The following is a 25,428-nucleotide window of genomic DNA, read 5'->3' as shown; positions in this document are numbered from 1 at the left end:
TCTCCTAACGCTCCGTGCAAGATATACATGGGTCTATAGATAAGGTAATAACAGGCACATCTGCCAGTTCACACCCCGGCAGCATGACCAGCAGGGTGGGGATATTGGCAAAGGTGGGGGTACGTATTTTGCACCTGTCCAAATGATTTGTGCCGTTGGCTTTTATATAATAAGTAAGCTCGCCGCGGGGCTGCTCCACCCGGGTGAATATTTCCCCCTCAGGATAGGCTTCGGCCTTAACCATTATTTCCCCGGCTGGCATTTGCTGAAGCGCGGCCAGCGTAAGGTCTATAGATTGGTAAATTTCGCGGGTGCGCACCAGGGTGCGGGCATAGCTGTCCCCGGCGGTTTCCACTACCGGCTCAAATCCAAGCTCCTTAAAAGCGGCATACCCGGTGGCCCGGGCATCAGATGGGACGCCGCTGCCGCGCATGGTAGGGCCGCAAGCACCTAAGGTAACCGCCTGGTCATAGGATAAAATACCTTTGCCGACAGTCCGTTTTTTCAAGGTGGGGTCATTCAGCAGGGTAGGCAGGATAGTTTTATCCATCATTTTTCTAAATTCAGCCAGCATATCGGACGTTTTTTTCAGCATTTCGGTGTCTATGTCACGTCGCACTCCGCCCACCACACAGGCAGAAGTAATAACCCGGTGTCCGGCAGTCATCTCCAGTATATCCAGAATAATCTCACGGGCGCGCCAGATTTGCATGAACAGGCTTTCAAAACCGAGTGCATCCGCCAGCAAACCCAGCCAAAGGCTATGGCTGTGAAGACGGGAGAGTTCTGCCCAGGCAGTGCGCAGATACTGCGCCCGCTGGGGAACTTCAATACCGGCCAGTTCCTCTATGCCCTGACAATAGCAAAGGGCGTGCTGGATTGAACAGATGCCGCAGATACGTTCTACCAGAAAGATATTCTGCCGCAGGGTATTTATCTCACAGGCCTTTTCTACCCCGCGGTGTACGTAACCGATAACCGGCGTAACCCCGACTACCGTTTCGTCTTCGCATTCCAGTTTAAGCTGTACCGGCTCAGGGAATACCGGATGCTGTGGCCCGAAGGGTATTACTGTTCGTGCCATTTATTCCTCCAAATCACAGCGCCAGCAGCGTTTGCTCTCGGCGGCGGCAACTTCACGGCTATAGCCGGCAGTTTCTTCATTTCGCTCTTTGGCTTGCTTAATATCATATTTGACACTTAAAGGTTTGCTCTTGGGCAAAATCCGTTCAAGGAAAGTATCACGGGATACCGGCTCGTGGGCTACAATATTTTCATACACCCACTTGCCGTCACTGCCCAGATACTGGTCTATACTGGCGGCCGCTTTTTTACCGGAGGCAACGGCATGAATTACCGAAGTAGGCCCGTTTACGGCGTCTCCGCAGGCAAAAACACCCTCCTGCGAAGTACTAAGCGTATCATCGTCAACCTTAAGCACATTGCTGCCGTTTATATTTTCAACTGCCAGCCCGAATTTTTTAAATACGTCTGCTGCACCGCTGAAAGCGGCTATGATGTTAGAGCGGCGTACCCCCTGATTGGCACCCAGCGCCAGCAAAGTGGCATCAAACCCCATTTCTTTGAGGCTACTCAGCGAATTTACGGCTGTACCCAGCTTGAACTCAACACCCAGTTTGGCAACGTTTTCAATTTCGGCATCCAGTATCTGGCGGGGCAGTGCATACTCAGGTATGCCTACCCGCATATAGCCGCCGGCTTTCGGCAAAGCCTCAAACACAGTTACCTTATGCCCCTTTTTGGCCAGAAAATAGGCCGCTGCCAGACCAGCCGGACCAGAGCCAACCACTGCCACTTTTTTGCCGGTGGGTTTGGCGGTGGCGGTATCTGTATAACGGCCGTATTCATAGGCCGCCCGTTTAAGCTGTTTGATGCTTATAGCTTCTCCGCACTTGCCCTGGCGGCAGGCTGATTCACAGGGAGCTAAGCAAACCCGCCCCAGTATTCCGGGGAAAGGCATGGCCTGTTTGATTACAGCTAAGGCTGCATCATAGTTCCCTTCGCCGCAAAGGCGGACATAACGGGATACATCTATACCTGCCGGGCAAGTCCTCTGGCAGGGGGCAGTCAGGCGTTCTACCGGAATAAGCTTGTAATCAGGGGCTTTTATCATATAGCTTTTGGGGGTTTCTTTGGTGACCAGAAACCCGCCGCTGAAATCTATGGCAATTTTGCTGAGTTTTAACTGGTAAAGCTCCTGCATTTCGTTTTCAATAAGCGAAGCACATAAATATATGTTTGAAATACTGGGAACAGTTTCATTTTTATCTATTTTAAGCCGGAGGTGTTTCATCCGAAGACCATTTTCCAGATTGTAGTGGTAAATAACTTCAAATTCATTTCCCAAGTCTATGCAGGAGGCGGTACAGAATATTGCCCCCTCATCATAAAGCTTCTGGGTCTGGTCAAGCAGTTCCTCGGCTGTTATATATTCAGCATTTTCTAACATAACTATTCCTCAGTCCCGAAAGTGAGAGCTTTGGCCATTTCAAAATTAGCCCGGATAAAATTGGTGGGGCAGATATCAAAGCACTGCTGGCACTTTTCGCATTCCCGGCTGGCTATCTCTGGTACGAAGGTTACCTCCCGCTGAGTACCCCGGCTGATAAAGCACAGGGCGTTAGCTTTTTTAACCTCGGTACAGTAGCGCACACATAAACCGCAGAGTACGCAGAAAGAGGCATCATGGCTGAAGCGGGCGGTATCCGCCCCGTATTCTTCTGCCAGGTCTCGTATTGGTTTTGAAGCGGGGGCTTTGGTGAGCAGCAGCTCTATAAGCACCTTGCGGATATGGCGTATTTTTTCGGTATTGGTATTTACTACCAGGCCGTTTGACGCCGGATAAACACACGAAGTTACCACCTTGGAGCGTGAGCCTGTTACTACCTCCACGCTGCAGACACGGCAGCCGCCGTATGGTTCAAGCTGTTCATGGAAGCAAAGCGCGGGTATATGAATACCGGCTGCCGCCGCTGCCTGAAAAACAGTTTGCCCGTTTTGGGCAGTAACTTCCCTGCCATCTATGGTAAGCTTGATTTCTTCCATTATTCTGCCTTCCGGTTTAAAGGAATAGGTTCAGACGGTACGTTTTCCGGTATAGGTATGCCGGATATTTTCCTGACCGCATCAAATTTGGCCGGGCAGGTATCCAGACAGGCACCGCACTTGATGCATTTATCCTGTTCTATAGTATGAATAAGCCCTTTGCCACCCTTGATGGCATCAGTGGGGCAGTTTCGGGCGCAAATCATGCAGGCTTTGCATTTGTCAGGGTCAATATAGAAAGTAAGCAGGGCTTTGCAGACACCGGCTTCACAATGTTTGTTTTTAATATGGTCAATATATTCGTGACGGAAATATTTAAGGGTGGTCAGCAGTGGATTTGGGGCTTGCTGTCCCAAAGCGCACAGGCAGGCTTCGCTCATTACCCCGCTCAGGTCTTCCAGAGTGTCCATATCTGCCATAGTGCCTTTGCCTTCGGTAATACGGGTAAGTATTTCTACCAGTTGGCGGAGTCCCTCGCGGCAGGGCAGGCACTTGCCGCAGGATTCGTCTGAAAGAAAGTTTATAAAATAGCGGGCAATGTCTACCATGCAGGTTTCTTCGTCCATTATGATAAGCCCGCCTGAACCTACCATAGAACCCAGTTTACTCAGCACATCATAATCAACAGGCGAATCCAGCAGGTTTTCGGGTATGCAGCCGCCTGAGGGGCCGCCTGTCTGGACAGCTTTTATTTTTTTGCCGTCACGCAGGCCGCCGCCTATTTTAAATATAATATCCCGGAGGGTAGTACCCATAGGTACTTCTACCAGTCCGGTATTGTTAACCTTGCCAACCAAAGCAAATATTTTGGTGCCTTTGCTGCCTTCGGTACCGATAGACCTGAACCACTCCGCCCCTTTGTTAATAATGTGGGGTACGTTAGCCCAGGTTTCCACGTTATTTAGATTTGAGGGTTTATCCCAGAGCCCCTTGATAGCAGTGCGGATATATTTGGGACGGGGTTCACCAACCCGCCCTTCAATAGCAGTCATCAGGGCGGATGATTCGCCGGATACAAAAGCCCCGGCTCCTTCGTGGACTTTGACAATAAAATCAAAGCCGGAGCCAAGTATATTTTTGCCCAGCAGACCATACTCCTCTGCCTGCCTTATGGCAGCGTACAGGTTTTCCACTGCCAATGGGTATTCGGCACGTACATATATGTAACCCTCTTTAGCGCCGACTGCAAAAGCCCCTATAGCCAGACCTTCCAGCACACAGTGGGGGTTACCCTCCATGATGGAGCGGTCCATAAATGCCCCTGGGTCACCCTCGTCACAGTTAACCAGCACGTATTTGACCGGGTCAGGAGCATCACGGGTGGTGCGCCACTTTTTACCGGCAGGGAAACCGCCGCCGCCGCGTCCGCGCAGATTGGCTGTATCTACTTCTTCCAGTACAGATTCAGGGGTCATCTGGAAAAGGGCTTTAACCAGGGCGGAATAACCGCCCCGCTGGATATAATCCTCTATATTCTGGGGGTTTATATGCTCGTTATCGCCCAGTACAGTCCGTTCCTGGTACTTGTAAAAGGGGATATCCTGATGATAAACCAGCCTTTCGCCGCTGGCAGGGTCTTTGTAAAGCAAATGGTCTACCAGTTCGCCGGTTTTTATTGTTTTAGCGACAACGTCTGCGGCGTCTTCAGGTTTTACATGGAAATAGCAGATATTTTGGGGATAGATAACAACTACCGAACCTTTTTCACAAAAACCATGGCAGCCGGTTTCTTTAATATCAACTGAACTTTCCAGGCCCTGTTTGGCAAGCTCGGCCCGGAAAGCATCTACCAGTTTAACCGAACCCAATGCCCGGCATCCTGTACCGCAGCATACCGTTATGCAGGGGCGGGAGGCAGACTGGTTTTTGACCAGTTTTTCCCGCAGTGTTTCCAGCTCAGCCGGAGTATTCAGCCTTGGCATCATCTGCTCCTAACTAATCGTAATCTGCCAGTATTTTTTCGGCGTCAGCAGTGGGCAGTTTGCCATGATAGTGACCGTCAACCACCACCACCGGCCCTAATGCGCAGCAACCCAGACAGTTTACTGTTTCCAGGGAAAACTTAAGGTCAGGCGTAGTTTCACCGGCTTTGATACCCAGTGATTTTTCCAGCCTGTCCAGTATTTTGGGTGCCCCAAACACATGGCAGGCAGTACCTACGCAAACACTCACATTGTGCTTACCTTTGGGAATCACGCTGAAAAGTTTATAAAAAGTGGCCACATGATAGACCCGGTTTACCGGTACGTTAAGAGCTTGGCTTACTTTATACAAGGCCTCTTTGGGAAGCCAGTTATATTCTTTTTGGATTTTAAGGAGTACCTGAATAAGCATATCAGCTTTATCACGGTAACCGTCAAGGATATTATCCAGCTTTGACAGGTCTATAACCTCAGGCGCTTTAGTTTCACAATTACACATGCTGTTCCTCACGTTTGGCTTCAGTTTTGGCCTTGGCTTTTTTCTCAGCCAGCTTGCCCAGCCCCATAACCACGCCGTCTATAATAGCCTCCGGCCTGGCGGCACAACCTGGTACATATACGTCCACCGGTATTACCTTGTCTACCCCGCCCAGTATATTCGGGCAGTTATGGAAAACACCGCCGCTGCAGCCGCAGGTGCCGATAACTATTACCACCTTCGGGTCAGGCATTTGCTGATACAAGTTTTGCAAAACACGGTAATTACGCTTATTGGCCGGGCCGGTTACCAGAAGCACATCCGAGTGTTTGGGGTTACCCATGTTGACAATGCCGAAACGTTCAACATCATAAAGGGGGGTAAGACAGGCCAGGATTTCAATATCACAGCCGTTGCAGCTGCCGCAGTCAAAATGGAGCAGCCAGGGTGATTTTATTTGCGATTTAGTAACAAAATCCACTTAGACCCCTCCCAGTGCTGAAAGTCCGATAAGATTAACCAGAGCCAGACCCAAACCGAACATCCAGGAGATTTTGAGCATGGAAGACCAGGTAAGGCGGGCGGTAATATTGTCAATCACCAGCACCAAAAACCAGCAGCCCAGTGCCAGGGCAACGCCGGGCACAATACCCGGAAGCCACATTAGAGAAATAAACCCCAGCACTAGTATCAGTTCATACATGTGGGCAATCTCTATAAGCCCCAGGTGGATGCCTGAATATTCGGTAAATACACCCTTCACCAGTTCCTGATGGGCATGCTCCGAAGAAGATATATCAAACGGGGATTTACGCATAAGAATAACCAGTACCAGCACCAGGGCCAAAAGTATGGGCCACAAAGAGGGCAGCAGGGGCTGGTCTATTTCGGAAATCATGAAACTGCCGTTAGCAACATAAAGCCCGATAGCCGTTATAATCAAGATAGGTTCGTAGGAGAGTATTTGCAAAAGTTCCCGGTTGGCACCAATTTGGCTGTACGGGGAACGGGTGGCAAAAGCACCCACAACCAGAAACACATCGGCCACACCCAGCACCAGTACAATCAGCAGCAGGTCCTGGCCGAGGAAAAACATGACCGTAGCCGCCATGATAAACAGCAGGTAACCTATAGAACCAACGGCCTGCATACGGCCGGTAATCATGCGGTGTTTGGCAAGCAGTTTGATAGTATCATAAACCGGCTGAAGCAGGGGCGGCCCGAATCTGCCCTGCATGCGGGCTGTCAGTATGCGGTCAAGACCGCGGAGTAAACTGCCCAGTACCGGGGGCAAAACCAGGGCTAAGGCAACCAGCAACCATTCATTCATATCAGCACCACTACCAGCATACTAACCAGTATCAAAAGGCCAGCTATTTTTAGCCCGGTATCCAGATGGGTGTTGGCAAACTGGGTGTCAAGATACATAGACCCCAGCTTTAGTTTAGTTTCACCGTCAGCTACAGAATAGAAACTGTCAGCTGAGGTGCTGACATTTTCACCGCACATATAGGCAGTGCTGAGGTTTTTGGTTTTGGGCTTAAATAAAACCGGCACCAGTATAATGGCTATGGCCAGCAGGATAAACAGCGGCCACACAGTAAATAACCCGGCCGCACTGCCGAAAAATCCGTTTGAAGTGTCAATGGCACTCGGATAGAAAGCAGTTACCGCCGGCAAAATAAAGCTTTCATAGAAGGGTATCACCCCTATGCTGAATATTCCGGCAAAAGCCAGCAGTACAATCAAAGGGGCGTGATATAAAAATGAAAAACGTTCAAAACGTATTTTTTCTATACCCGGTGTTACGCTGAAAAAGCGGCCCAGCCATTTTACCCAGAAAACGGTAGTAGCTGCCGAACCTATAACCAGCAGCAGGAACACCAGGGGTGAGATAAACCCGGACATAGCTGAAGTGGCCTCTATAGCCGCCCATTTGCCCAGCAGCATACCGAAAGGCACCAGCATCATGGAGAGAATACCGGCTATAGTTATACCGGCAATTAAGGGGTAACGGCGTACCAGCCCCTCCATGTTTTCAATATCACGGCTGCCCAAAGAGTGGTCTATGACACCCACGCACATAAAGAGCAAAGCTTTTGATATGGCATGAAAAATGGCGAGCACAATGGCAGCAGTAATTGCCAGAGGAGTATTTATACCTACGCACATTATAATCAGCCCCAGGTTTGAGATGGTGGAATAGGCTAAAACTTTCTTGGATTCACGCTGGCTGATAGCCATAATGGCAGTAACCATAAAAGTAAATGCCCCGAACAGGGCAATTAAAGTAGCTAAAGATGTATCGGTAATAGCCGGTGCCAGCCGGATAGAAAGGTAAATACCCGCTTTTACCATAGTGGAGGAATGAAGCAGGGCGGAAACGGGTACGGGTGCCACCATTGCCCCCAGAAGCCAGCCCTGAAACGGCACCTGGGCTGATTTGGTAAAAGCTGCCATAAACAGGAAGAAGAGTGGCGCCATGGCTATGGCCGGGTTAGTTATAAGAGCCTGCAGGGAAATGCTGTCATAATTTGTAAAGACATAAATAATAGCCAGTACAAATCCCAGACCGCCTATCAGATTCATCCACAAAGCCCTAAAAGCATTGTTTATGGCTTCTTTGGTTTGTTCATGGCCAATCAGGGCAAAGCAGCATAAAGTGGTTATTTCCCAGAAAAAGTATATCCAGAGGAGGTTATCAGAAAAGACAATGCCGTTCATAGCACCCAGCAGTATGGTCATAAAGAAGAAGAAACGGGGCTGGCGGGTGACGCTTAGGTGCTGGTGATGCTCATGGTCTTTCATGTATTTGATGGCGTAAAGAAGTATAAGAGAACCGATAATGGAAATAATGAGGCACATTATTATCGAAAGCTGGTCAATAAAGAAAGCCGGTTCGGACGCAAGCGGTACGGAGGGTGCCCAGACAAACTCAAACAGGCCCAGAAGGATTATCTGGGAAAGCACCAAACCGGAGGTTAAAACACCTCTGGCGCTCCAGCCGTTTTTCAGGATGTCTTTCACACCCACAAACAGGAAAAATGCCAGAAGCACATAATCCAGCACCAGAATAATACTATCCCACTGGTGGGCGGGGCTGTATTCAATGGGCAAACTTCCCTGGGAAAACAGCAAAATGGAACTGCAGATGAGTACAATAGCTGACAGAGCAACCAGCCCGGACCGGAGAAGGGTATTTTTCAGAAACAGGCAAACCAAGCCGGCGGCAAATGGGAAGAGAACGGCTATAGCAATAAGACTACTGGCCAAAATCTAATCTTCCTTTTTTAGTAATGTCTACCCCGGGCATAAAGACATACGTATGCAAAAGACAATAGAATACCCGAAAGTAGCTTAAGTGGCGGTATTGTAACACACTAAATGCCCTTTGGCAAGGCTGAAAAAACAGGCTATTGGAGCTTTAAGACACTTAGAAATGCTTCTTTGGGCACTTCCACTTTGCCAATCTGGCGCATCTTCTTCTTGCCTTCCTTCTGCTTATCCAGAAGTTTGCGTTTACGGGTAATATCACCGCCGTAACATTTGGCAATTACGTCTTTGCGCTTGGCAGATATATCAGCCCGGGCTACAATCTTGCTGCCGATAGCCGCCTGAAGGGTGACCTGATATAGCTGCCGGGGTATCATTTCCTTCAGCTTCTTTACCAGTGCCTCACCAATTTCATGGGCTTTATCCGGAGGGATAATGCGGCTGAAAGCATCTACCGCAACATCATTTACCAGTACGTCTATCTTTGAAAGGTTGGCAATGCGGTAACCAACAAATTCGTAGTCCAGCGAAGCATAACCCTGAGTCCGGCTTTTAAGCTGGTCATGGAAGGTGGTAAGTATGGAACGCAGCGGCATATCATAATGAAGCTGTACCCGCTGGCCAAGCTCACTCATGGCCAGCTGCCCCAGATACTCGGTATTTTTATAAACGCCGTAATTTTCCCGGACTAAATCCATAACCGTACCGATATATTTTGAGGGCGTTATAATCACCACCGAAACCCATGGCTCTTCAATACTGGCAATCTCGTGGGGAAGGGGCATCTCATTAGGGTTTACGACCGTAAGAACCTCACCGCTGGTACGGGTGACTGTCAGGCTAACACCGGGGGAGGTTACTACCAGTGAAAGGTTAAACTCACGTTCCAGCCGTTCTACAATTATATCCAGATGGAGCAGCCCCAAAAAACCGCAGCGGAAACCATGCCCTAAAAGCGGGCTGGATTCCGGTTCATAAGACAGCGAGGCATCATTCAGGCTCAGCTTTTCCATAGCCTCACGTAGTTCGTGATAATCATCTGTCTGAGTGGGATAAATACCGGCAAAAACCATGGCCTTGGCCGGGTGATAACCTATAAGCGGCTGGATTGCGCCCCCGTGCTGCAAAGTAACTGTATCACCCACCCGGCATTCGCCCACAGATTTAAGTCCGGTGGCTACATAGCCTACATCACCTACGTCTAACCTCAAAGCGGCAACCTGGGCAGGGGCAAAATACCCGGCTTCAAGCACCTTAAATTCCGTACCCTGTCCCATCAGGCGCAAATCATCACCCTTGTTTATATTCCCGTCTGCCACCCGCAGGTAGGCAACCACACCCTTATAAGGGTCATAATGCGAATCAAATATAAGCGCCCGCAGGGGCAGCTTGCCATCACCCTTGGGGGCAGGCACTCTGGCTACGATAGCTTCCAGCAGTTCCGGCACGCCCAAACCCAGTTTGGCACTTATCTGGATTACGGCATCTTCGTCATAACCCAGTACGCTTTTAATTTCGCCCATCACCCGCGGGATATCAGCCCCCGGCAGGTCTATCTTATTGATAACCGGAATAATTTCCAGATTGTACTCTATTGCAAGGTAAACATTGGCCAGAGTCTGGGCCTGAATACCCTGAGTTGCATCTATAACCAGAATAGCCCCTTCACAGGCGGCAATAGTCCGTGAAACTTCATAGGAAAAATCCACGTGTCCGGGAGTATCTATAAGGTTCAGCCGGTATTCATGGCTATCCTTTGACAGATAGCGTAGGCGGATAGCCTTGGCTTTTATGGTTATGCCGCGCTCACGTTCCAGCTCCATGCTGTCCATGACCTGTTCGCACATTTCATCATGCCTGAGTGTACCCGTCATCTCTATCAGGCGGTCAGCCAGAGTGGATTTGCCGTGATCTATATGGGCAATAATGCAGAAATTTCTTGTAGCGGATTGACTCATATCACCAACTTTTAACTATACACTTGTATGCTGCCGGATATATAAATTAGCGTATTTTCACCTTTAAGGCAAGAAACGCCAGAAAACCTCGTTTGAGAGCAGGCGGCCTCTGGGAGTCAGGCGGATATAGCCATCAGATTTTTCTAAAAGGCCCAGCCCCGTGCATTCCTGTATAACCGGAAAATATTTGTCCATCACATGTTGCCCGAAGCGGTTTTCAATATCTTCGGCAGTTATACCCTTATCCAGCCGAAGACCCAGTATGATAGTTTCAGCCAGTTGATTTTTCAAATCTACATATATATTTTCAGATGGCTTCGGCGGGAGGTCATTTTGCCAGCTGTTTAAATATTCATCCAGGCTGGAGGTATTTGCCAGCCGCCAATTCTCAAGAAAGGAGTGCCCGGCCGCTCCCAGACCCAGATACGGCCTGTTTTGCCAGTAGGTAAGGTTATGGCGGCTTTCGTATCCCTGTTTAGCCCAGTTAGATATCTCATAATGGCGGTATCCGGCTTTCGCCAGTATGTCTTCGGCGGCTTGATACTGGTCAGCCGCAGTTTCGGCATTTATTTCAGGCAGCAATCCTTTTTGCACCTGCCGGTACATAGGTGTATCTTCTTCTAAAGTCAGGCCGTAAAGTGAAATATGTTCCGGAGCAAGTGCCAGCGCTTCTGCCAGATTTTTTTTAAAAGAACTAACGGTGGAATTTGGCAGGCCATATATAAGGTCAAGACTGATATTATTAAAGCCGGCGGCTCTGGCCTGTTTATATGCTTCACGGGCTTTTCCGGCATTATGTAGCCGCCCAAGCATTGTCAGTTCGGCATCCGAAAAGCTTTGGATACCCAGACTTAAGCGGTTTATGCCCAGGCTTTTTATTTCTGGAAGATAAGGCAGGGCCAGCGTACCGGGATTTGCCTCAAAGGTAATTTCCGCATCTGGCAACAAATATGCCGCAGCGCGTATACCGGCTAAAATATCTGCCACTTGCGAAGGGGATAAGAGGCTGGGTGTACCGCCGCCAAAATACAGGCTGTGAAAGTAAAGCCCGCTTGCCCTAGACTTTATTTCTTTTCTAAGGCATTTTACATAATCAGTCAGGCAATCCAATCTTGCAGGGTAAGAAACAAACGAGCAGTATCCGCATTTTTGCAGGCAAAAGGGAAAGTGGAGATATAAGGCAAGGCTGGTGTCTGTCATAAGACTATTATATCAGGATTGGGCAGCGGAGGCAGTAGAAGGTTCAAACGGTATTAAAACACCATCGCTTAGGGTATATACCCTGGTAGCAACCGCTAGAGGGAAATTGCCGTGGGTAGCTACTACCAACCCGGCTTTGCCTGCTTTTACCGGTGAGAGCAGCATCTCTATTATTTCAGCCCCGGTTTCGGGGTCTACATCACCGGTGGGCTCATCTGCCAGTATTATTTCGGGTTTGGCGGCCAGTGTCCGGGCAATAGCCACCCTTTGCTGCTGCCCGATACTTAGCTCGGCGGGCAGGTTTTGAAGCCTGTCCGATAGTCCCAAATCCGCTAAAATACGGTGAATCCGCTCTGATTTTTCAAGCTCAGAAAGCGCGGAATTATGCAAGGCGATTGCCACGTTTTCATATGTATTCCAAGAACCAATCAGATTGAAATTCTGGAAAATAATGCCCAGGCGGCTCCGGCGGAGTTCAGAGCGCTGCGAATTGCCAAGTGTATTTAATTCCCGCCCGTCAAAAAGCACCTTTCCCGAATCCGGATTGTCTAAACCGGATAATATCCATAGGAGAACGGACTTACCTGCCCCGCTCTTGCCGCGGATAACCACCACTTCACCCGGCTCAACCCGCAGATTGATATCCCGTAAAACGGATATGGATTGGACACCTTTCCGGAAAGAACGGCGAAGATGTATGGCTTCCAGGCTGGACTTTTTCATTCTAGAGCCCCCTCAGGCTTTCAGCCGGGCGCATTGAGGCTGCGCTTAAGGCGGGGATTATCCCGGCTATTATTCCGCCGGCCATGGCCAGACCGAAAGCGCTCAGCGTGACCGTCCAGTCAATTCCCAGCGTATCCTGGCTGACAATTCCACTGAGACTGGCAAACGGCACAGCGTATATAAGTATAATACCCAGCAAAATACCTGCTCCGGCTCCGATAAGTGCCTGTATAACTGACTGACTGGTTATCTGCCAGACAATAGTGCTGTTGTTAAGGCCTATGGCTTTTAAGATACCGATATCCCGCCGACGTTCCAGTACCGCCGAATATTCAGATTTCAAGGCCAGAGCAATTACGCTTATAAGTAAAATACCTGAAATCAGCCAGATGCCATTTTCACCTATGCCCATGGCGGTTGAAGCTAGTTTGGAACAGGCATAAGTGGAAACCAGACTACGGTCACCCATTATTTCTTCTACCTGATTTATAGCCTGGTAATGTACATTTGCACCGGCAGATTCCACCAGTATAATGTTGGTTGCATCCGATGGCAGAGCAGTATTAAGGCGGGTATTTATAAGAGTGCGAAGCTCGTTTATAGGCATATAGACATCAGCTTTGCCGGGGCGTATGCCCGCATTTATAATTCCCTCCACCTGAAAGCTCTGTCCGCCTATATCCAGCCGGAAACCTACCGGAAGGTTTTCAGCCAGAGCAAAGGATTCCTCAAGCATGACCAGCCCGGTATCAGTTGGGGTAAGGAATTCGCCCTGGATAATATCCCCGGCAGCACAGCAGTTCGTTTTGACTGCCGTGTCATTAAGAGGATCAAAACCTGCTACCAGAGTGTATTTAGCGGTGGCTTCGTCGTAAAAACGGAACAGAATAAAAGCCGAGGCATCTTTTACGGTATCAAGCGCCGTTATCTGGCTGACAATATCAGCTGAAATTACTTTTGCCGGAGTGTTGTTGGCTATAAAACCTTCGTGAAGCGGATCTTTAAGGTCTACAGCACAGGCTTCGGTATTGCACTGGGGGAGATAAGTTATGAAATGAGTACCGGTAGAATTAAGTACCGCAGTAGAGGCGTCCTGGGAAAAACTGAGCACTGAAAACAATACTACGACAATGGCTAGTGCCAAGCTGTAGCCCAGCATGTTGCCAATGCTGCGGGCAGGACGGCGGATAATTTCTATCCAAGCGTAATGCAAAATCTCTTTCAAATAATCTCACCTGTTGGCTGTTTAAAAAGATTATTTCAGAAAACTGCTTTTGTCAATCATTTTTATTGCAATTCACACCAGTTGCAGCAAAATACAAGTAGTTACTGAGGGGTAAATGAGAAGTGTATGGGCAAGCACGCAAATATTGCTTGGCAAAAGCAGCTAACGAAAAACGGGGAATAATATCGGCGGCTTATGCGGCAGTGTGTGTTTGGCTGACAGGACAGGATACAACTGTGCATCGTGTTACAGATGCTTACCGAAGCTACTATATAATCACAAACGGATTTACTTGGAAGGGGCGCTGCGGTAATGGATGTTCCACTTGGCAGCCAAAGAAGCAATATATGCCCGGCTTTCAGGTGAAACTGCACGGTTAAGCTCGGCTAAAAAACCATGCAGGAGTTCCCCGCCTGTCATACCGGGCATAGGCTCTTCCGGACCGGGCAGATTGATATATACAATCTCGGTCATAATCTTCTGGTATTCAATTGCTACACCCATATTGCACCTCATCTACCCCCTTGATGGGATATGTGCAAGGGGGTTATTAACGCCCGCTGCTATTGCGGTAGTGAATATTCCACTTGGATGCCAGAGTGCTTACAAAAGCCCGTGTCTCAGCTGAAGGAGCTCGGTTGAGCTCAGCCAAAAAGCCATGCAAAAGTTCCCCGCCAGTCATGCCGGGTTGAGGTTCTTCAGGCCCTGGCAGGTTTACATACACGATTTCGGTCATTTGCTTCTGGTAATCAATTGCAGTTCCCACGCAGCACCTCTTTCAAATTTTGTTATGGAGCGGGTGACGGGATTCGAACCCGCGACGTCTTGCTTGGGAAGCAAGCACTCTACCGCTGAGTTACACCCGCAAGTTTTGAGGCTATTTTAGAGCAATTCGGCCGAATAGTAAAGGGCTTGGCAGTTTTCCGGCTTGTTCTGACATACAAAATATCGGCTTTGCTCCCGGCCGGGGAAGGTAAGCCGGAGTATTGCTGCCCCGGCCAGCCTAAGTTTGCCTGATAAGATGCATTATCTCCTTTATGCTGGGGGTTTTGCCATACATGAGCAAAAAGATTCTGAATAATTTGGCGGCCAGACCGAAAAAAAACCAGATAGTGAGCGCGAGGAGAATAGCCGCCAGTACAATTTCCCATACAGGTATGCCGATACCCATCCGCATAATAATAGTAAGGGGTGAGGTAAGGGGAAACAGGGAAAGTATCTGGTTAAGCAGGTTGTCACCACCGTCTAAGATAAAGGGCATAATGTAAAAAGGGAAAGCGGCTGACATGGTGACAATAACAGATAGCTGCTGCCCGTCACGTACGTTAGAGGTAACAGCACCTATGGCCGCCATCATGATTGCGTACAGGAAGTAACCCAGTATAAAGAAAACCAGACAGACTATAATCATATCTGCCGGTATAGACAAAGCACCCAGAATATCACCGAAAGTGTTGGTGGCAAATTTTACCAAGCCCCAGGCACAGACCAGCCAGAAGGCAACCTGTATAAGACCTGCCAGCCCCAGCCCTATTATTTTACCGGTCATAAGTTCACGGGTGGTAACAGAGGAGAGGAGTACCTCCATAATACGGTTTTCCTTTTCCTCACTAAGACCCTGCAGCAAATAACCCGAAGCTGTAAATATGGACATCAGTAAAAGTATGCCGAATAGATAGGAAACAATATAATTGGGAATGCCGCCCTGACCGGGTGCCGGCTGGCCGGTTTCGTCTATAACGGTACTTATCAGGGCAAACGGGTTTTGCACCCGGCCTAAGATATCAGTATCAACCTTGCCATCTAAAAGATTGGAGGTTAGAAAATTGGATATAGCGTAGGTGATATCGCCGCCGGGGTTTGTCTCGGCCTGCATGGTAAAACGCTGAATGATACCCGTATTTATATAATCCTCAGGTATGATAAGAAACTCGTCCAGTTCCCCGCTTAGCATATTATCAACTGCGGTTTGAGAGTCTGTTTGGGGCACCAGTACAACCCCCGGCTGGTCCTGATAGCCGCTGAAAATACCTGTGTTGTCCACGTAGCCCACTTGAAGCGGTTCGGAAGTATCCGGCTGTGCGTTTATATTCTGGATTAGCATACCCACCAGAATACCCACCAAACCAATCACCGGCAAAGCCAGCGAGGTTATTACAAACCCCTTGCGTTTGATAGTTGACATAAACTCGTGCTTTAAAACAATGCTGTATTTAGACATTTTTCTTACCTGCAATGCTGATAAAGATATCATTTAGAGTGGGGGTGGCCACCTCAAAGCGGTGAATAACCAGCCCGCTGTTCACCAGCTGCACCAGCACATCCTGGGTAGTGGTGCTGCCGTTTAGTATAATATGGGCTTTGCCGTTCTCGGCTTGCAGGTCACTTATTTTATCCAGCCGGGGGAATTCGCCATCATAATCTACCTCAAGCGTATTACTGCGGTAGCGGTTTTTGATATCCGCCAGATTACCGTAGAGTACCTGCTGGCCTTTATTAAGCATGCAAACGCGGTCACACATTTCTTCTACTTCATTCATACGATGGGTGGAAAGAATAAGTGATTTGTTCTGGCTGCGCAGTTCCATCATAAGGTCTTTTACCAGCTGGACATTTACCGGGTCCAGACCGTTAAAAGGCTCGTCTATTATCATCAGAGCCGGGTCATGGATAATAGTGGAAACCAGCTGAACCAGCTGCCCCATGCCATGAGAAAGCTGTTCTATTTTCTTTTCGGCATGAGCCAAAAGTCCTACCTTTTCCAGTAATTCCAGTGCTCTTACCCTGGCGGCAGACGGATTCATACCTTTCAGGCTGGCCAGATATACCAGGGAGTCAATTATTTTCTGCTTGCGGTAAAGACCGCGCTCCTCAGGCAGGTAACCGATATGGTTTTGGGCATCAGCATCCATAGGTTTATCCAGTATAAGTACCTTGCCGCTGTCAGGTTTGATAATATCCATTATCATCCGAATGGTTGTAGTTTTACCCGCTCCGTTCGGCCCAATCAGCCCCATAATCTGCCCCCGCTCAAGGCTAAGTGATAAATCATTCACTATAACATTGCGGCCGTATATTTTGGTTATGCCATGTGTTTCTATTACACTCATAGACTACTCCCCGGTAAGGTTTAAACCCGGCTAAACTAAATTTCTTCTACCAGCCTGCCGCTTATTACTGAAGCAGGCTGTTCGTTAAGTATATCTGACAAAGGACGGGCAAACTCGTCTTCCATCTTGACCATCAGCCAGCCCATTTTAGTCCGCAAAAGCGAATAACCGCCTTTAAGTTTTTCACCCTGAAGGTTTATAACCAGATGCCCTGTGCTGTAAGATTCCTCCAGTGTTTTGCCGTCTTTCAGGTTCTGAAAAGTGCCCCTGTCCCAGACAATAACTTTACCGGCACCATATTCCCCGGCCGGTATTACCCCTTCAAAAGAGGCATACTGTATGGGGTGGTCCTCGGTGGCAACCGCCAGCCTTTTTTCTTTGGGACTGGCAGACGGTCCTTTGGGAACAGCCCATGACTTTAATACGCCGTCAATTTCCAGCCTGAAATCATAATGCAAATGGCTGGCAAGATGTTTCTGCACAACAAACACGGGGTTAGCGGATGGCGGGCTTTTTGCCCCTGACGGTTCGGCGGTTTTATTAAAATCACGTTTGCGGTTATATTCTTCCAGCGGGCTGGCAGGCATAACAAGTTTACTCCTCAGACGTGCTTATTGTTGTATAATATAACGGTTACGGCCTAAAGTCCAGACACTTTAGGGGAGATGGAGAAACATATGGATGAACCTTTTATTTCCCTAAGTGATATTCAGAACAATTTGCATACCTGTCTTATGGGCAGGGAAATAATATATCTGCCCGAAACTGCATCTACCCAGACAACCGCTATGGATATGGCATGCAAAGGTTCCCAGGCGGGTACTTTGGTAATAACCGCAAAACAAACCGAGGGGCATGGACGCCTGAAAAGATTATGGGTATCGCCCCAGGGTAATATCTATATGTCCCTGATACTGCGCCCGAATCAAAATCAGCTTTCCCGCCTGATAATGGCCGCTTCGCTGGCAGTCAGCTTTGCCATAGAGAATACCACCGGCCTGATTGGTGAGCTTAAATGGCCGAATGATATCCTGATAGACGGCAAGAAAGTGTGCGGTATGCTGGTGGAAAATGATATACGTGACGGGCAGGTAAACTTCAGTGCGGTGGGGCTGGGTATAAACGTAAATACAGACATGCAGTCATACCCTGAACTAAAGGGTATTGCCACCAGCCTGATAAACCATACCGGCAAACCTGTCAGCTGTGAGAAGCTGATAGTGAGCTTTCTGCATGAGTTTGAAAGGCTGTATCTGGGCCTGAACGAATATGGCGAGTGCATTTTTGAAATGTGGAGAAAACGCTTGATTACTCTGGGTAAAGAGGTAGACGTAACAAGCGGCAAAGATACTTACCGGGGTATTGTGGAAAGCGTAGTTCCGGACGGCAGTCTGAAAATACGGCTGGCGGACGGTAATATGGTGCATATAGTGGCGGGTGATGTAAGCCTGCGGCATGCGGAATGAGATTTAATACACTAATATATAAAGAAGGCCTGCTTTTAAAGCAGGCCTTCTAATTTACATGACGGTAAAAAGCTATTCTTTAGTGTCTTTTTCAGTCTTGGGGTTAGTCATGCCTTTACCTTTATCCATGAACATGCTGATAAGGTCTACCGGCACAGGGAAAATTATAGTGTTAGAGTGTTCCGAAGCAATTTCGGTCATGGTTTGCAGGTAACGCAGCTGGAGGCTGACCGGCTCTTTGGCAATAACCTTGCCGGCCTGAGCCAGTTTCTGGGAAGCCTGCATTTCGCCTTCGGCATGAATAATCTTGGCCCGGCGTACCCGCTCGGCTTCAGCCTGAGCGGCCATAGACCGTTTCATAGCTTCGGGCAGTTCCACTTCTTTTATTTCTACAATGCTAACCTTGACACCCCACGGGGCAGTAGCTTCGTCTATAATCTGCTGAAGTATCTGGTTCAGTTTTTCACGCTGGGAGAGCAGTTCGTCAAGCTCTGACTGGCCAAGTACATTTCTGAGGGTAGTCTGGGAAATCTGGGAAGTAGCCCGGTAATGGTCAACCACCTTTACCACCGAGGCTTCAGGGTCTACCACTCTGAAATAAACCACGGCATTAACCCTTACGGTGACATTGTCACGGGTAATGACTTCCTGTCCGGGTACATCCATAGTGACTACCCGCAGGTCAACCTTTACCATGCGGTCTACAAAGGGGATAAGGAAAAATAAACCCGGCCCTTTGCCGCCGATAAGCCGCCCCAGCCGGAATATGACACCCCGTTCGTATTCGGCAACTACCTTGACGGCCATACTGAGTATAAGCAGCAGTATAACCAGAACCACCCCGACCGTTATTAAAGTGTTCAGGGTTTCCTCCATTTATTCACTCCTTTCCATTTTGACGTACAATTTCAGTCCTTCCAGACGTACTATTACTACTTCCTGTCCCACTTCGGCAGAGCCGTTTTCAATATGCGCCGCCCATATCTCCCCGTCATACAGCACTTTCCCTTCGGGGTTGAGCGGGGTTTTTACCAGAGCTTTTTTGCCGTACAGCTCTTCTTTGCCGGTGGCAGCCTGCCTGAGGTGGGCGCTGACCACCTGATTTACCACAAAAATTATTACCAGTACAGCTATAATTATTAACGGGATTATCCAATACCAGCTCATACTTACTCCTTTGCCGGCCAATACAAGACGACTAAAGTATATTGCTTTAAGGTATAATATTTCAATAACTTTACTACTATTTGCTTGGTCAGGCCGGGTATTGTAAAATCTACAGACTAACTTTAAACGGAGTAGAAGAACATGATTGCGCGTTGTAAAGGCTGCAGTGATTTATTACCCGAAGATATGCTTCGGTTCAGGTATATAGAAAGCATTTTCCATGACAGTTGCATTACCTGGGGTTACGAAGAAGTGCGTACCCCCATGCTGGAATACCTAAGCCTGTTTACTTCAAGCGGCACACTTACCCCCCAGATGCTTAAAAGGGTATATTCCTTTTTGGACTGGGACGGCTGGAGCGGCGAAAGGGTTGTACTGCGGCCGGACGGTACTATACCGGCTGCCAGACTTTATATAGACAACCTCCAGGAAATGGAAGTTGCCCGTTTGTGCTATACCTCCAATATTTTCCGCTTTGATGAAACAGGCAAAAAATCCCGCGAAAACTGGCAGCTGGGAGCCGAACTTATCGGCGTTACCGGTTCGGAAGCTAATGCTGAGCTGATTACGCTGGCGTTGGAAACCCTGTCCAGACTGGGTTTTGAAGATGTGGAGCTAAGGCTTTCCCATTCCCAGCTTATAAAAGCGGTGCTGGCCCAGCTTGAGCCGAATGCTGATGAACAGCATAAAATATTTGACCAACTGCTGGATGGGGATGTTGCCCTGATGAGCAGGCTTGAGGCCGAAAAACCTGAACTTTTCCGCACCCTGAAGCTCCTGATGGAAAACAAAGGCACTTCAGCCGCTTTCCTTAAAAATGTAATGGCCATGGCCGGGACTGCCGGCGGTGACCTGGAAGAACCCCTGAATGATTTTATTGCCGGGGTAGACGTACTGGATAAGCTGGGTGTCAGCTACCAGATAGACCTTGCCTCCGGTAAAGGTTTTGAATACTATACCGGGGTAATTTTCCATTTGTTCGTAAACGGCGAACACGTGGGCGGCGGCGGCCGCTATGATAAGCTTATCCCCCTGCTGGGCGGTCCTGACAAACCGGCAGCCGGGTTTGCTTTGTATCTGAACCGCCTTATCCCCATGATAGATGCCGAAGATATGTATGACATGGTAGAAGAAAAAATACTTATAAAATATGAAGGTGACAACCTTAAAAATGCCTACGAAATGGCTAACCTTATCCGCGAGTGCGGCATAAGCGCTGAGCTTTTTTACCCCGGTGTGGATACGGCAGCCTATGGCTGGGCAGTTACGGTAAAAGCGGCTGACAGCTATGAAGTAACAGACCTGATTGAAGACAAAACCACAGAGTTTAAAAATCAGGCCGAGGTAATATGCCTGCTAAGCGGTGAAGAAGATGCTTAGAGTGGCTCTGCCAAAAGGCAGATTACTTGGTGATACCAAAGCCCTGCTGGAGAAAAGCCAGTGGGGGCTTGACGGATACGTGGATAAGGCTAAAATATACTGCTTTAAATCAGTTTCCAATCCGGAAATGTCCGCCAAAATATTTCACGAAAAAGATATACCCATTCAGCTGGCCATAGGCAACTATGATTTGGGTGTCTGCGGGGCAGACTGGCTTACCGAACTGACTTCACGTTACCCTTCCAGTAGTATAGTCAAACTGAAAAACCTGGGCTATGGGCATGGCGCTTTATATGCGGCAACGGCTGTAAACAGCTCGTATGACAGCCTGGCGGCGCTTTCCGCCTGCAGTACCCGCATACGCATAGCCAGCGAATACCCGAATATCGCCGAGGCATTTGCCATGCAGCTGCGGCTTAAAAATTTCAGTATTTTCCCGCTTTGGGGTTCGGCAGAGGCTTATCCGCCGGATACCGCCGAAGTGGTTATTCTGCCGCGCAAGTCCGAAGCGGACCTGGCTAAAAAGAATCTGCGTTCGATCGCCAAAGTGCTGGATTTTAAAGCCTACCTGATAGCCAACAGCCAGAGCCTTGAAGAAAAAGACCTGAGCGGGGCTATTTCATCTGTAATGGCAAATATCAGCCAGTATGTTGAACCCAAAGTGGAAGATATTAAGATTGAACCAGTAAATGGCTGCCAGCCATCTTTTCTGGATATGCCGGATGATACTGTGCGTTTGGCACTGCCTGACGGGCATCAGCAGCCCCATGTCCGCAAGATACTGGATGCCGCCGGGATAGCTATTGAAGACTACCCATCTGCCACGGGCAATCACCGTCCGGCATTCGGCATAAACGGCATTGCGGTAAAGGTAATCCGCCCCCAGGATATGCCCATACAGGTAGCCAACGGCAATTTTGACCTGGCTATTACCGGGCGTGATTGGCTGACTGACCATCTTTACCAGTTCCCGACCAGCCCGGTAAAGGAACTGCTGGATTTGAAATACGGCTGGGTGAAACTGGTGGCGGTGGTGCATAACGACGTGCCGGTTTCCAATCTGGACGAACTGAAAGATTACTGCGGCAGCCGCGAAATGCGGATAGCTTCCGAGTATACCAATATTTCTGACTTTTACGCCAGAAGCAACCATCTGGGGCATTACCGCATTGTTCCAACCTGGGGGGCTACTGAGGCTTTTCTGCCGGAAGATGCCGATATGCTGGTGGAAAATACCGAAACCGGCGGCACTATTGCCCGCCACAATCTGAAAATAATAGATACTTTATTTGAATCTACCGCCTGTGTTATAGCCAACTACCAGAGTGTAGTTTCCGCCGCCAAGAGCGAACGGATAAACACGGTAATAAGTATGCTTAAAAAGGCATTGGAGGCCTAAAGTAAAATGGAAATAATCCGCGGGTTTGCCCAAGCAGAAAAAAGGCTCTCCCGCCGGGATAAGACCGGGTTCTTTCTGGACGAAACCCAGAGAGCCGAACTTGCCAAACGGCTGGGGGTTGACCCCGAAAAAGCTGTAAACGGCATAATTGACGATGTACGCAAACAGGGTGATAAAGCTGTTTTAGAGTACACCCTGAAGTTTGACCGTGCCGCTATTTCAAAACTTGAGGTAAGCCCAGCCGAAATAAAGCAGGCCGCTGGTGAAATATCTGCTGAACTTTTTGAGGCACTGAAACTTGCCGCCGCTCAGGTGCGGGCTTATCACCGCTTTCAGAAAGAGGCTGTCTGGAAAGCAGCTGAAATTATGCAGGGCAAACAGCTTATCCGCCCGCTGGAAAGGGTCGGCTTGTATGTACCCGGCGGCAAAGCTTTTTACCCGTCAACTGTGCTGATGACTGCTATTCCGGCCAAGGAAGCCGGGGTAAATGAAATAATACTGGTGACTCCGCCGGGAGCAGACGGGAAAATACCTGCGCCCACTCTGGCTGCCGCTTATATAGCCGGAGTAGACAGGGTATTTGCCTGCGGCGGCGCTCAGGCGGTGGCAGCGCTTGCCTTCGGCACCAAATCTATTCCCAAAGTAGACAAGATATGCGGGCCGGGTAATATATTTGTTACACTGGCCAAAAAAGCCGTATTCGGAGTGGTAGATATTGACGGGCTTCAAGGCCCTAGCGAGGTATTGATACTGGCTGACCAGTATGCAAATGCCGAATACTGCGCCTTGGACATACTGGCCCAGGCCGAACATGACGTGCTGGCTTCGCCTATTATGGTGACTACATCTGAGGAACTGGCAAAACGGGTGAATGATATCGTGGAGACAAAAGCTGCTACCTGTGCCCGAAAGGATATTATCCGGCAGTCTTTAAGGGACAACGGGCTGATTGCGGTTGTGGATAATATGGATGAAGCCATTACGCTGGCCAATATGTATGCCGCCGAACATTTATGCCTGCTGGTAAAGGATTCAGAACAGTATTTATCCCGTATAAATCACGCCGGCTGTATCTTCTACGGGGAAAAAGCCAGTGTGGTAATGGGGGATTATGTAGCCGGGCCAAGCCATGCCTTGCCCACCTCCGGTACTGCCCGTTTCAGCTCCCCGCTTAATATACTGGATTTTGTAAAATATATAGATATTGTAAACGTGAGCAAAGAGGAAGTGTCCAAGCTGGGGAAAGCCGCTGCCACTATTGCCAGAGCCGAAGGGCTGGAATGCCATGCCGAAGCCGCTTTAAAGCGGATGGAATAAGTGAGAACTGATATGACATATGATATGAAAAAATACATACGGACAGATTTAGAAGGGTTTGCCGGCTATTCTGCCTGCAAAGCACCAGAACTGGTAAAGACAAAAAACCGGATAATCAAGCTGGATGCCAATGAAAACCTGTACGGGGCTGCGCCAACTGTCCAAAAGGCTATGTCAGCCTTTGACCAGTACCATATCTATCCTGATGCCACCCAATTTGAAATCCGCCGTTTGCTGGCGGAATACACAGGCGTAAATATGGAGCAGATTATCTGCGGGGCAGGCTCTGACCAACTGATAGACTTGCTGCTGCGGCTGTTTATAAACCCCGGAGATGAGGTTATTAACTGCCCGCCTACCTTCGCCATGTATAAGTTTTATACTGATTTGAACCGCGGAACCGTGGTCAATGTGCCGCGTGATGCCGGTTATAATGTAAATATCAGCGGCATTAAAAATGCACTTACCCCAAAAACCAAGCTTATATTCATAGCCGCCCCCAATAACCCCACCGGTACAGCCATAAGCAAAGAAGACATCCGGCAGATACTGGATTTGGGCGTACCCACCGTAATTGACGAAGCCTACTACGAATTTACCGGGCAGACTATGGTGCCGGATATGCCCAGTTACCCGAACCTGATGATACTGCGCACCTTTTCCAAGTGGGCAGGGCTGGCTGGTCTGCGGGTAGGTTACGGGCTTTTTCCGCCGGTAATTGCAGATTACCTTTCACGTATCAAAGACCCGTATTCGGTCAATATAGCGGCTGATGCAGCTGTCCGCCAGACTATGCTTCAGCGCGAATATATGCTGGAAACTGTAAAAAAGATTGTGGATGAACGTAAACGGTTATATACTGAACTAAGTAAATTTAGCTGGCTGAAACCATATCCTTCTGCGGCTAACTTTATTTTGTGCAAGCTGCTTAAAGGCAAGGCCAAAGATGTTCAGCAGGCTCTGGAATCACAGGGCATTTTGGTAAGATGTTTTGATGCCCCCATGATGGAAAACTGCCTGCGGTTTTCAGTGGGCAAGCCCGAAGATACAGACGCACTGTTAAAAGCGCTTGGGGAAATGGGGGAATAACATGACCAAGAGAACTGCCTCTATAAAAAGACAGACCACCGAAACCACCATAAGCCTTAGCCTGAATCTGGATGGCAGCGGTCAGGCTGAAATGTGCACCGGGGTCAGGCTGTTTGACCATATGCTTTCCCAGCTGGCCAAACATGGTTTATTTGACATAAATATTTCCGCCAACGGGGATGATATTCATCATCTGGTGGAAGATGTGGCACTTACGTTGGGTAAAGCCTTTAACGAGGCTTTAGGGGAGCGCAAGGGGATAGTACGGATGGCTGATGCCACTGTACCGATGGATGATTCCTTGGCGACAGTGGCCTTGGACCTGAGCGGCAGGGGATATGCGGTGGTGGACTTGCCCTTTTCCAAAAATGACCTTACCGGTTTTCCCACTGACCTGGTCAGGCATTTTCTGGAGACATTTGCCATTGAGGGGCGGTTTAATTTGCATGCCCGTATTTTATACGGGTCAAATGACCACCATAAAGCCGAAGCCCTTTTCAAAGCACTTGCACGGGCACTGGACAAAGCTACCAGTTTAGACCCCAGACGTGAGGGCATTGCCCCCAGCACCAAAGGCATGCTGGAAAACTGATTTAAATAGTTTATAGAATAAAAAAAGGGGCGAAAAGCCCCTTTTTATTTTGGATATGTGAAA

Annotated in this window: 25 protein-coding genes and 1 tRNA gene; 6 read left to right on the top strand and 20 right to left on the bottom strand. The window is 48.8% G+C overall.

Features of this window, described 5'->3' with window-relative positions; translation table 11 throughout:
* Positions 1 to 4: 4 nt before the first annotated feature.
* From ACE6F3_RS06730 to ACE6F3_RS06645, 18 genes are all read right to left on the bottom strand, one after another.
* Positions 5 to 1,084: a nickel-dependent hydrogenase large subunit gene (locus ACE6F3_RS06730; protein ID WP_041342210.1), complete on the bottom strand. Its 1,080-nt coding sequence runs from the start codon at positions 1,082 to 1,084 to the stop codon at positions 5 to 7.
* Positions 1,085 to 2,470, bottom strand: coding sequence for an FAD-dependent oxidoreductase (locus tag ACE6F3_RS06725; protein ID WP_279115636.1), 1,386 nt, complete (start codon positions 2,468 to 2,470; stop codon positions 1,085 to 1,087).
* A gap of 2 nt (positions 2,471 to 2,472) precedes the next feature.
* Positions 2,473 to 3,066, bottom strand: a complete 594-nt coding sequence (locus ACE6F3_RS06720; RefSeq protein WP_279115637.1) for a 2Fe-2S iron-sulfur cluster-binding protein — start codon at positions 3,064 to 3,066, stop codon at positions 2,473 to 2,475.
* The gene (locus ACE6F3_RS06715) at positions 3,066 to 4,988 is read right to left on the bottom strand and encodes an NADH-quinone oxidoreductase subunit NuoF (protein WP_279115638.1); all 1,923 of its coding nucleotides are present in this window, start codon (positions 4,986 to 4,988) and stop codon (positions 3,066 to 3,068) included. The genes ACE6F3_RS06720 and ACE6F3_RS06715 overlap by 1 nt, the downstream gene beginning before the upstream one ends.
* A gap of 13 nt (positions 4,989 to 5,001) precedes the next feature.
* A complete protein-coding gene (locus ACE6F3_RS06710; protein ID WP_010936590.1) occupies positions 5,002 to 5,487 on the bottom strand; it encodes an NAD(P)H-dependent oxidoreductase subunit E in 486 nt (161 codons plus the stop codon).
* Positions 5,480 to 5,947 (bottom strand): NADH-quinone oxidoreductase subunit B family protein, encoded by a 468-nt coding sequence (locus ACE6F3_RS06705; protein WP_010936589.1) that lies wholly within the window; start codon positions 5,945 to 5,947, stop codon positions 5,480 to 5,482. The genes ACE6F3_RS06710 and ACE6F3_RS06705 overlap by 8 nt, the downstream gene beginning before the upstream one ends.
* The gene (locus ACE6F3_RS06700) at positions 5,948 to 6,796 is read right to left on the bottom strand and encodes a complex I subunit 1 family protein (protein ID WP_279115640.1); all 849 of its coding nucleotides are present in this window, start codon (positions 6,794 to 6,796) and stop codon (positions 5,948 to 5,950) included.
* A complete protein-coding gene (locus ACE6F3_RS06695) occupies positions 6,793 to 8,739 on the bottom strand; it encodes an NADH-quinone oxidoreductase subunit L (protein ID WP_279115641.1) in 1,947 nt (648 codons plus the stop codon). Before ACE6F3_RS06695 ends, ACE6F3_RS06700 begins: the two co-directional genes overlap by 4 nt.
* A 140-nt stretch (positions 8,740 to 8,879) precedes the next feature.
* On the bottom strand, positions 8,880 to 10,697 hold the full coding sequence (gene lepA, locus ACE6F3_RS06690; protein WP_010936586.1) for a translation elongation factor 4: 1,818 nt from the start codon (positions 10,695 to 10,697) through the stop codon (positions 8,880 to 8,882).
* Positions 10,698 to 10,760: 63 nt separating this feature from the next.
* Positions 10,761 to 11,897 carry a radical SAM family heme chaperone HemW gene (hemW, locus tag ACE6F3_RS06685; protein WP_279115642.1) on the bottom strand — a complete coding sequence of 379 codons (1,137 nt, stop codon included), beginning with the start codon at positions 11,895 to 11,897 and terminating at the stop codon, positions 10,761 to 10,763.
* 12 nt (positions 11,898 to 11,909) lie between these two features.
* Positions 11,910 to 12,620 carry an ABC transporter ATP-binding protein gene (locus tag ACE6F3_RS06680; RefSeq protein WP_279115644.1) on the bottom strand — a complete coding sequence of 237 codons (711 nt, stop codon included), beginning with the start codon at positions 12,618 to 12,620 and terminating at the stop codon, positions 11,910 to 11,912.
* Between the two features lies 1 nt (position 12,621).
* Entirely contained in the window at positions 12,622 to 13,845 is a 1,224-nt protein-coding gene (locus ACE6F3_RS06675; protein ID WP_279115645.1) for an ABC transporter permease, read from the bottom strand.
* A 288-nt stretch (positions 13,846 to 14,133) separates the two neighbouring features.
* Complete coding sequence (locus tag ACE6F3_RS06670; protein WP_279115647.1) at positions 14,134 to 14,349, bottom strand: hypothetical protein; 216 nt, start codon at positions 14,347 to 14,349, stop codon at positions 14,134 to 14,136.
* Positions 14,350 to 14,395: 46 nt separating this feature from the next.
* Entirely contained in the window at positions 14,396 to 14,611 is a 216-nt protein-coding gene (locus ACE6F3_RS06665) for a hypothetical protein (RefSeq protein ID WP_010936581.1), read from the bottom strand.
* A gap of 25 nt (positions 14,612 to 14,636) precedes the next feature.
* A tRNA-Gly gene (locus ACE6F3_RS06660) sits at positions 14,637 to 14,711 on the bottom strand.
* Between the two features lie 137 nt (positions 14,712 to 14,848).
* Positions 14,849 to 16,066: an ABC transporter permease gene (locus ACE6F3_RS06655; protein ID WP_077975294.1), complete on the bottom strand. Its 1,218-nt coding sequence runs from the start codon at positions 16,064 to 16,066 to the stop codon at positions 14,849 to 14,851.
* The gene (locus ACE6F3_RS06650) at positions 16,059 to 16,955 is read right to left on the bottom strand and encodes an ABC transporter ATP-binding protein (protein WP_279115649.1); all 897 of its coding nucleotides are present in this window, start codon (positions 16,953 to 16,955) and stop codon (positions 16,059 to 16,061) included. The genes ACE6F3_RS06655 and ACE6F3_RS06650 overlap by 8 nt, the downstream gene beginning before the upstream one ends.
* A 35-nt stretch (positions 16,956 to 16,990) precedes the next feature.
* Positions 16,991 to 17,542: a DNA polymerase ligase N-terminal domain-containing protein gene (locus tag ACE6F3_RS06645; RefSeq protein ID WP_279115651.1), complete on the bottom strand. Its 552-nt coding sequence runs from the start codon at positions 17,540 to 17,542 to the stop codon at positions 16,991 to 16,993.
* Between the two features lie 90 nt (positions 17,543 to 17,632).
* On the opposite strand from ACE6F3_RS06645, the gene ACE6F3_RS06640 reads away from it, so the two are divergent.
* Entirely contained in the window at positions 17,633 to 18,421 is a 789-nt protein-coding gene (locus tag ACE6F3_RS06640; protein ID WP_279115653.1) for a biotin--[acetyl-CoA-carboxylase] ligase, read from the top strand.
* Positions 18,422 to 18,493: 72 nt separating this feature from the next.
* Here ACE6F3_RS06640 and ACE6F3_RS06635 read toward each other — a convergent pair whose 3' ends face one another.
* Complete coding sequence (locus ACE6F3_RS06635; protein WP_012882041.1) at positions 18,494 to 19,297, bottom strand: slipin family protein; 804 nt, start codon at positions 19,295 to 19,297, stop codon at positions 18,494 to 18,496.
* The gene (locus ACE6F3_RS06630) at positions 19,298 to 19,588 is read right to left on the bottom strand and encodes an NfeD family protein (RefSeq protein WP_279115654.1); all 291 of its coding nucleotides are present in this window, start codon (positions 19,586 to 19,588) and stop codon (positions 19,298 to 19,300) included. It abuts the gene before it with no gap.
* 141 nt (positions 19,589 to 19,729) lie between these two features.
* Between ACE6F3_RS06630 and ACE6F3_RS06625 the strand changes: the two genes are divergently transcribed.
* The 5 genes from ACE6F3_RS06625 to hisB are packed head-to-tail and all read left to right on the top strand — an operon-like array spanning position 19,730 to position 25,365.
* The gene (locus ACE6F3_RS06625; RefSeq protein WP_279115655.1) at positions 19,730 to 20,968 is read left to right on the top strand and encodes an ATP phosphoribosyltransferase regulatory subunit; all 1,239 of its coding nucleotides are present in this window, start codon (positions 19,730 to 19,732) and stop codon (positions 20,966 to 20,968) included.
* A complete protein-coding gene (gene hisG, locus ACE6F3_RS06620) occupies positions 20,961 to 22,367 on the top strand; it encodes an ATP phosphoribosyltransferase (protein ID WP_279115656.1) in 1,407 nt (468 codons plus the stop codon). Before ACE6F3_RS06625 ends, hisG begins: the two co-directional genes overlap by 8 nt.
* A 6-nt stretch (positions 22,368 to 22,373) precedes the next feature.
* The gene (gene hisD, locus ACE6F3_RS06615; protein ID WP_279115658.1) at positions 22,374 to 23,684 is read left to right on the top strand and encodes a histidinol dehydrogenase; all 1,311 of its coding nucleotides are present in this window, start codon (positions 22,374 to 22,376) and stop codon (positions 23,682 to 23,684) included.
* A gap of 12 nt (positions 23,685 to 23,696) precedes the next feature.
* Complete coding sequence (gene hisC / locus ACE6F3_RS06610) at positions 23,697 to 24,773, top strand: histidinol-phosphate transaminase (protein ID WP_279115659.1); 1,077 nt, start codon at positions 23,697 to 23,699, stop codon at positions 24,771 to 24,773.
* Between the two features lies 1 nt (position 24,774).
* Positions 24,775 to 25,365 (top strand): imidazoleglycerol-phosphate dehydratase HisB, encoded by a 591-nt coding sequence (hisB, locus tag ACE6F3_RS06605; protein WP_279115660.1) that lies wholly within the window; start codon positions 24,775 to 24,777, stop codon positions 25,363 to 25,365.
* Positions 25,366 to 25,428: the final 63 nt, after the last annotated feature.

Source organism: Dehalococcoides sp. THU4 (assembly GCF_043231265.1).
Lineage (GTDB): Bacteria > Chloroflexota > Dehalococcoidia > Dehalococcoidales > Dehalococcoidaceae > Dehalococcoides > Dehalococcoides mccartyi.
Note: the sequence above shows the minus strand (reverse complement) of the source record. Positions and strands in the feature narration are given on the sequence as shown.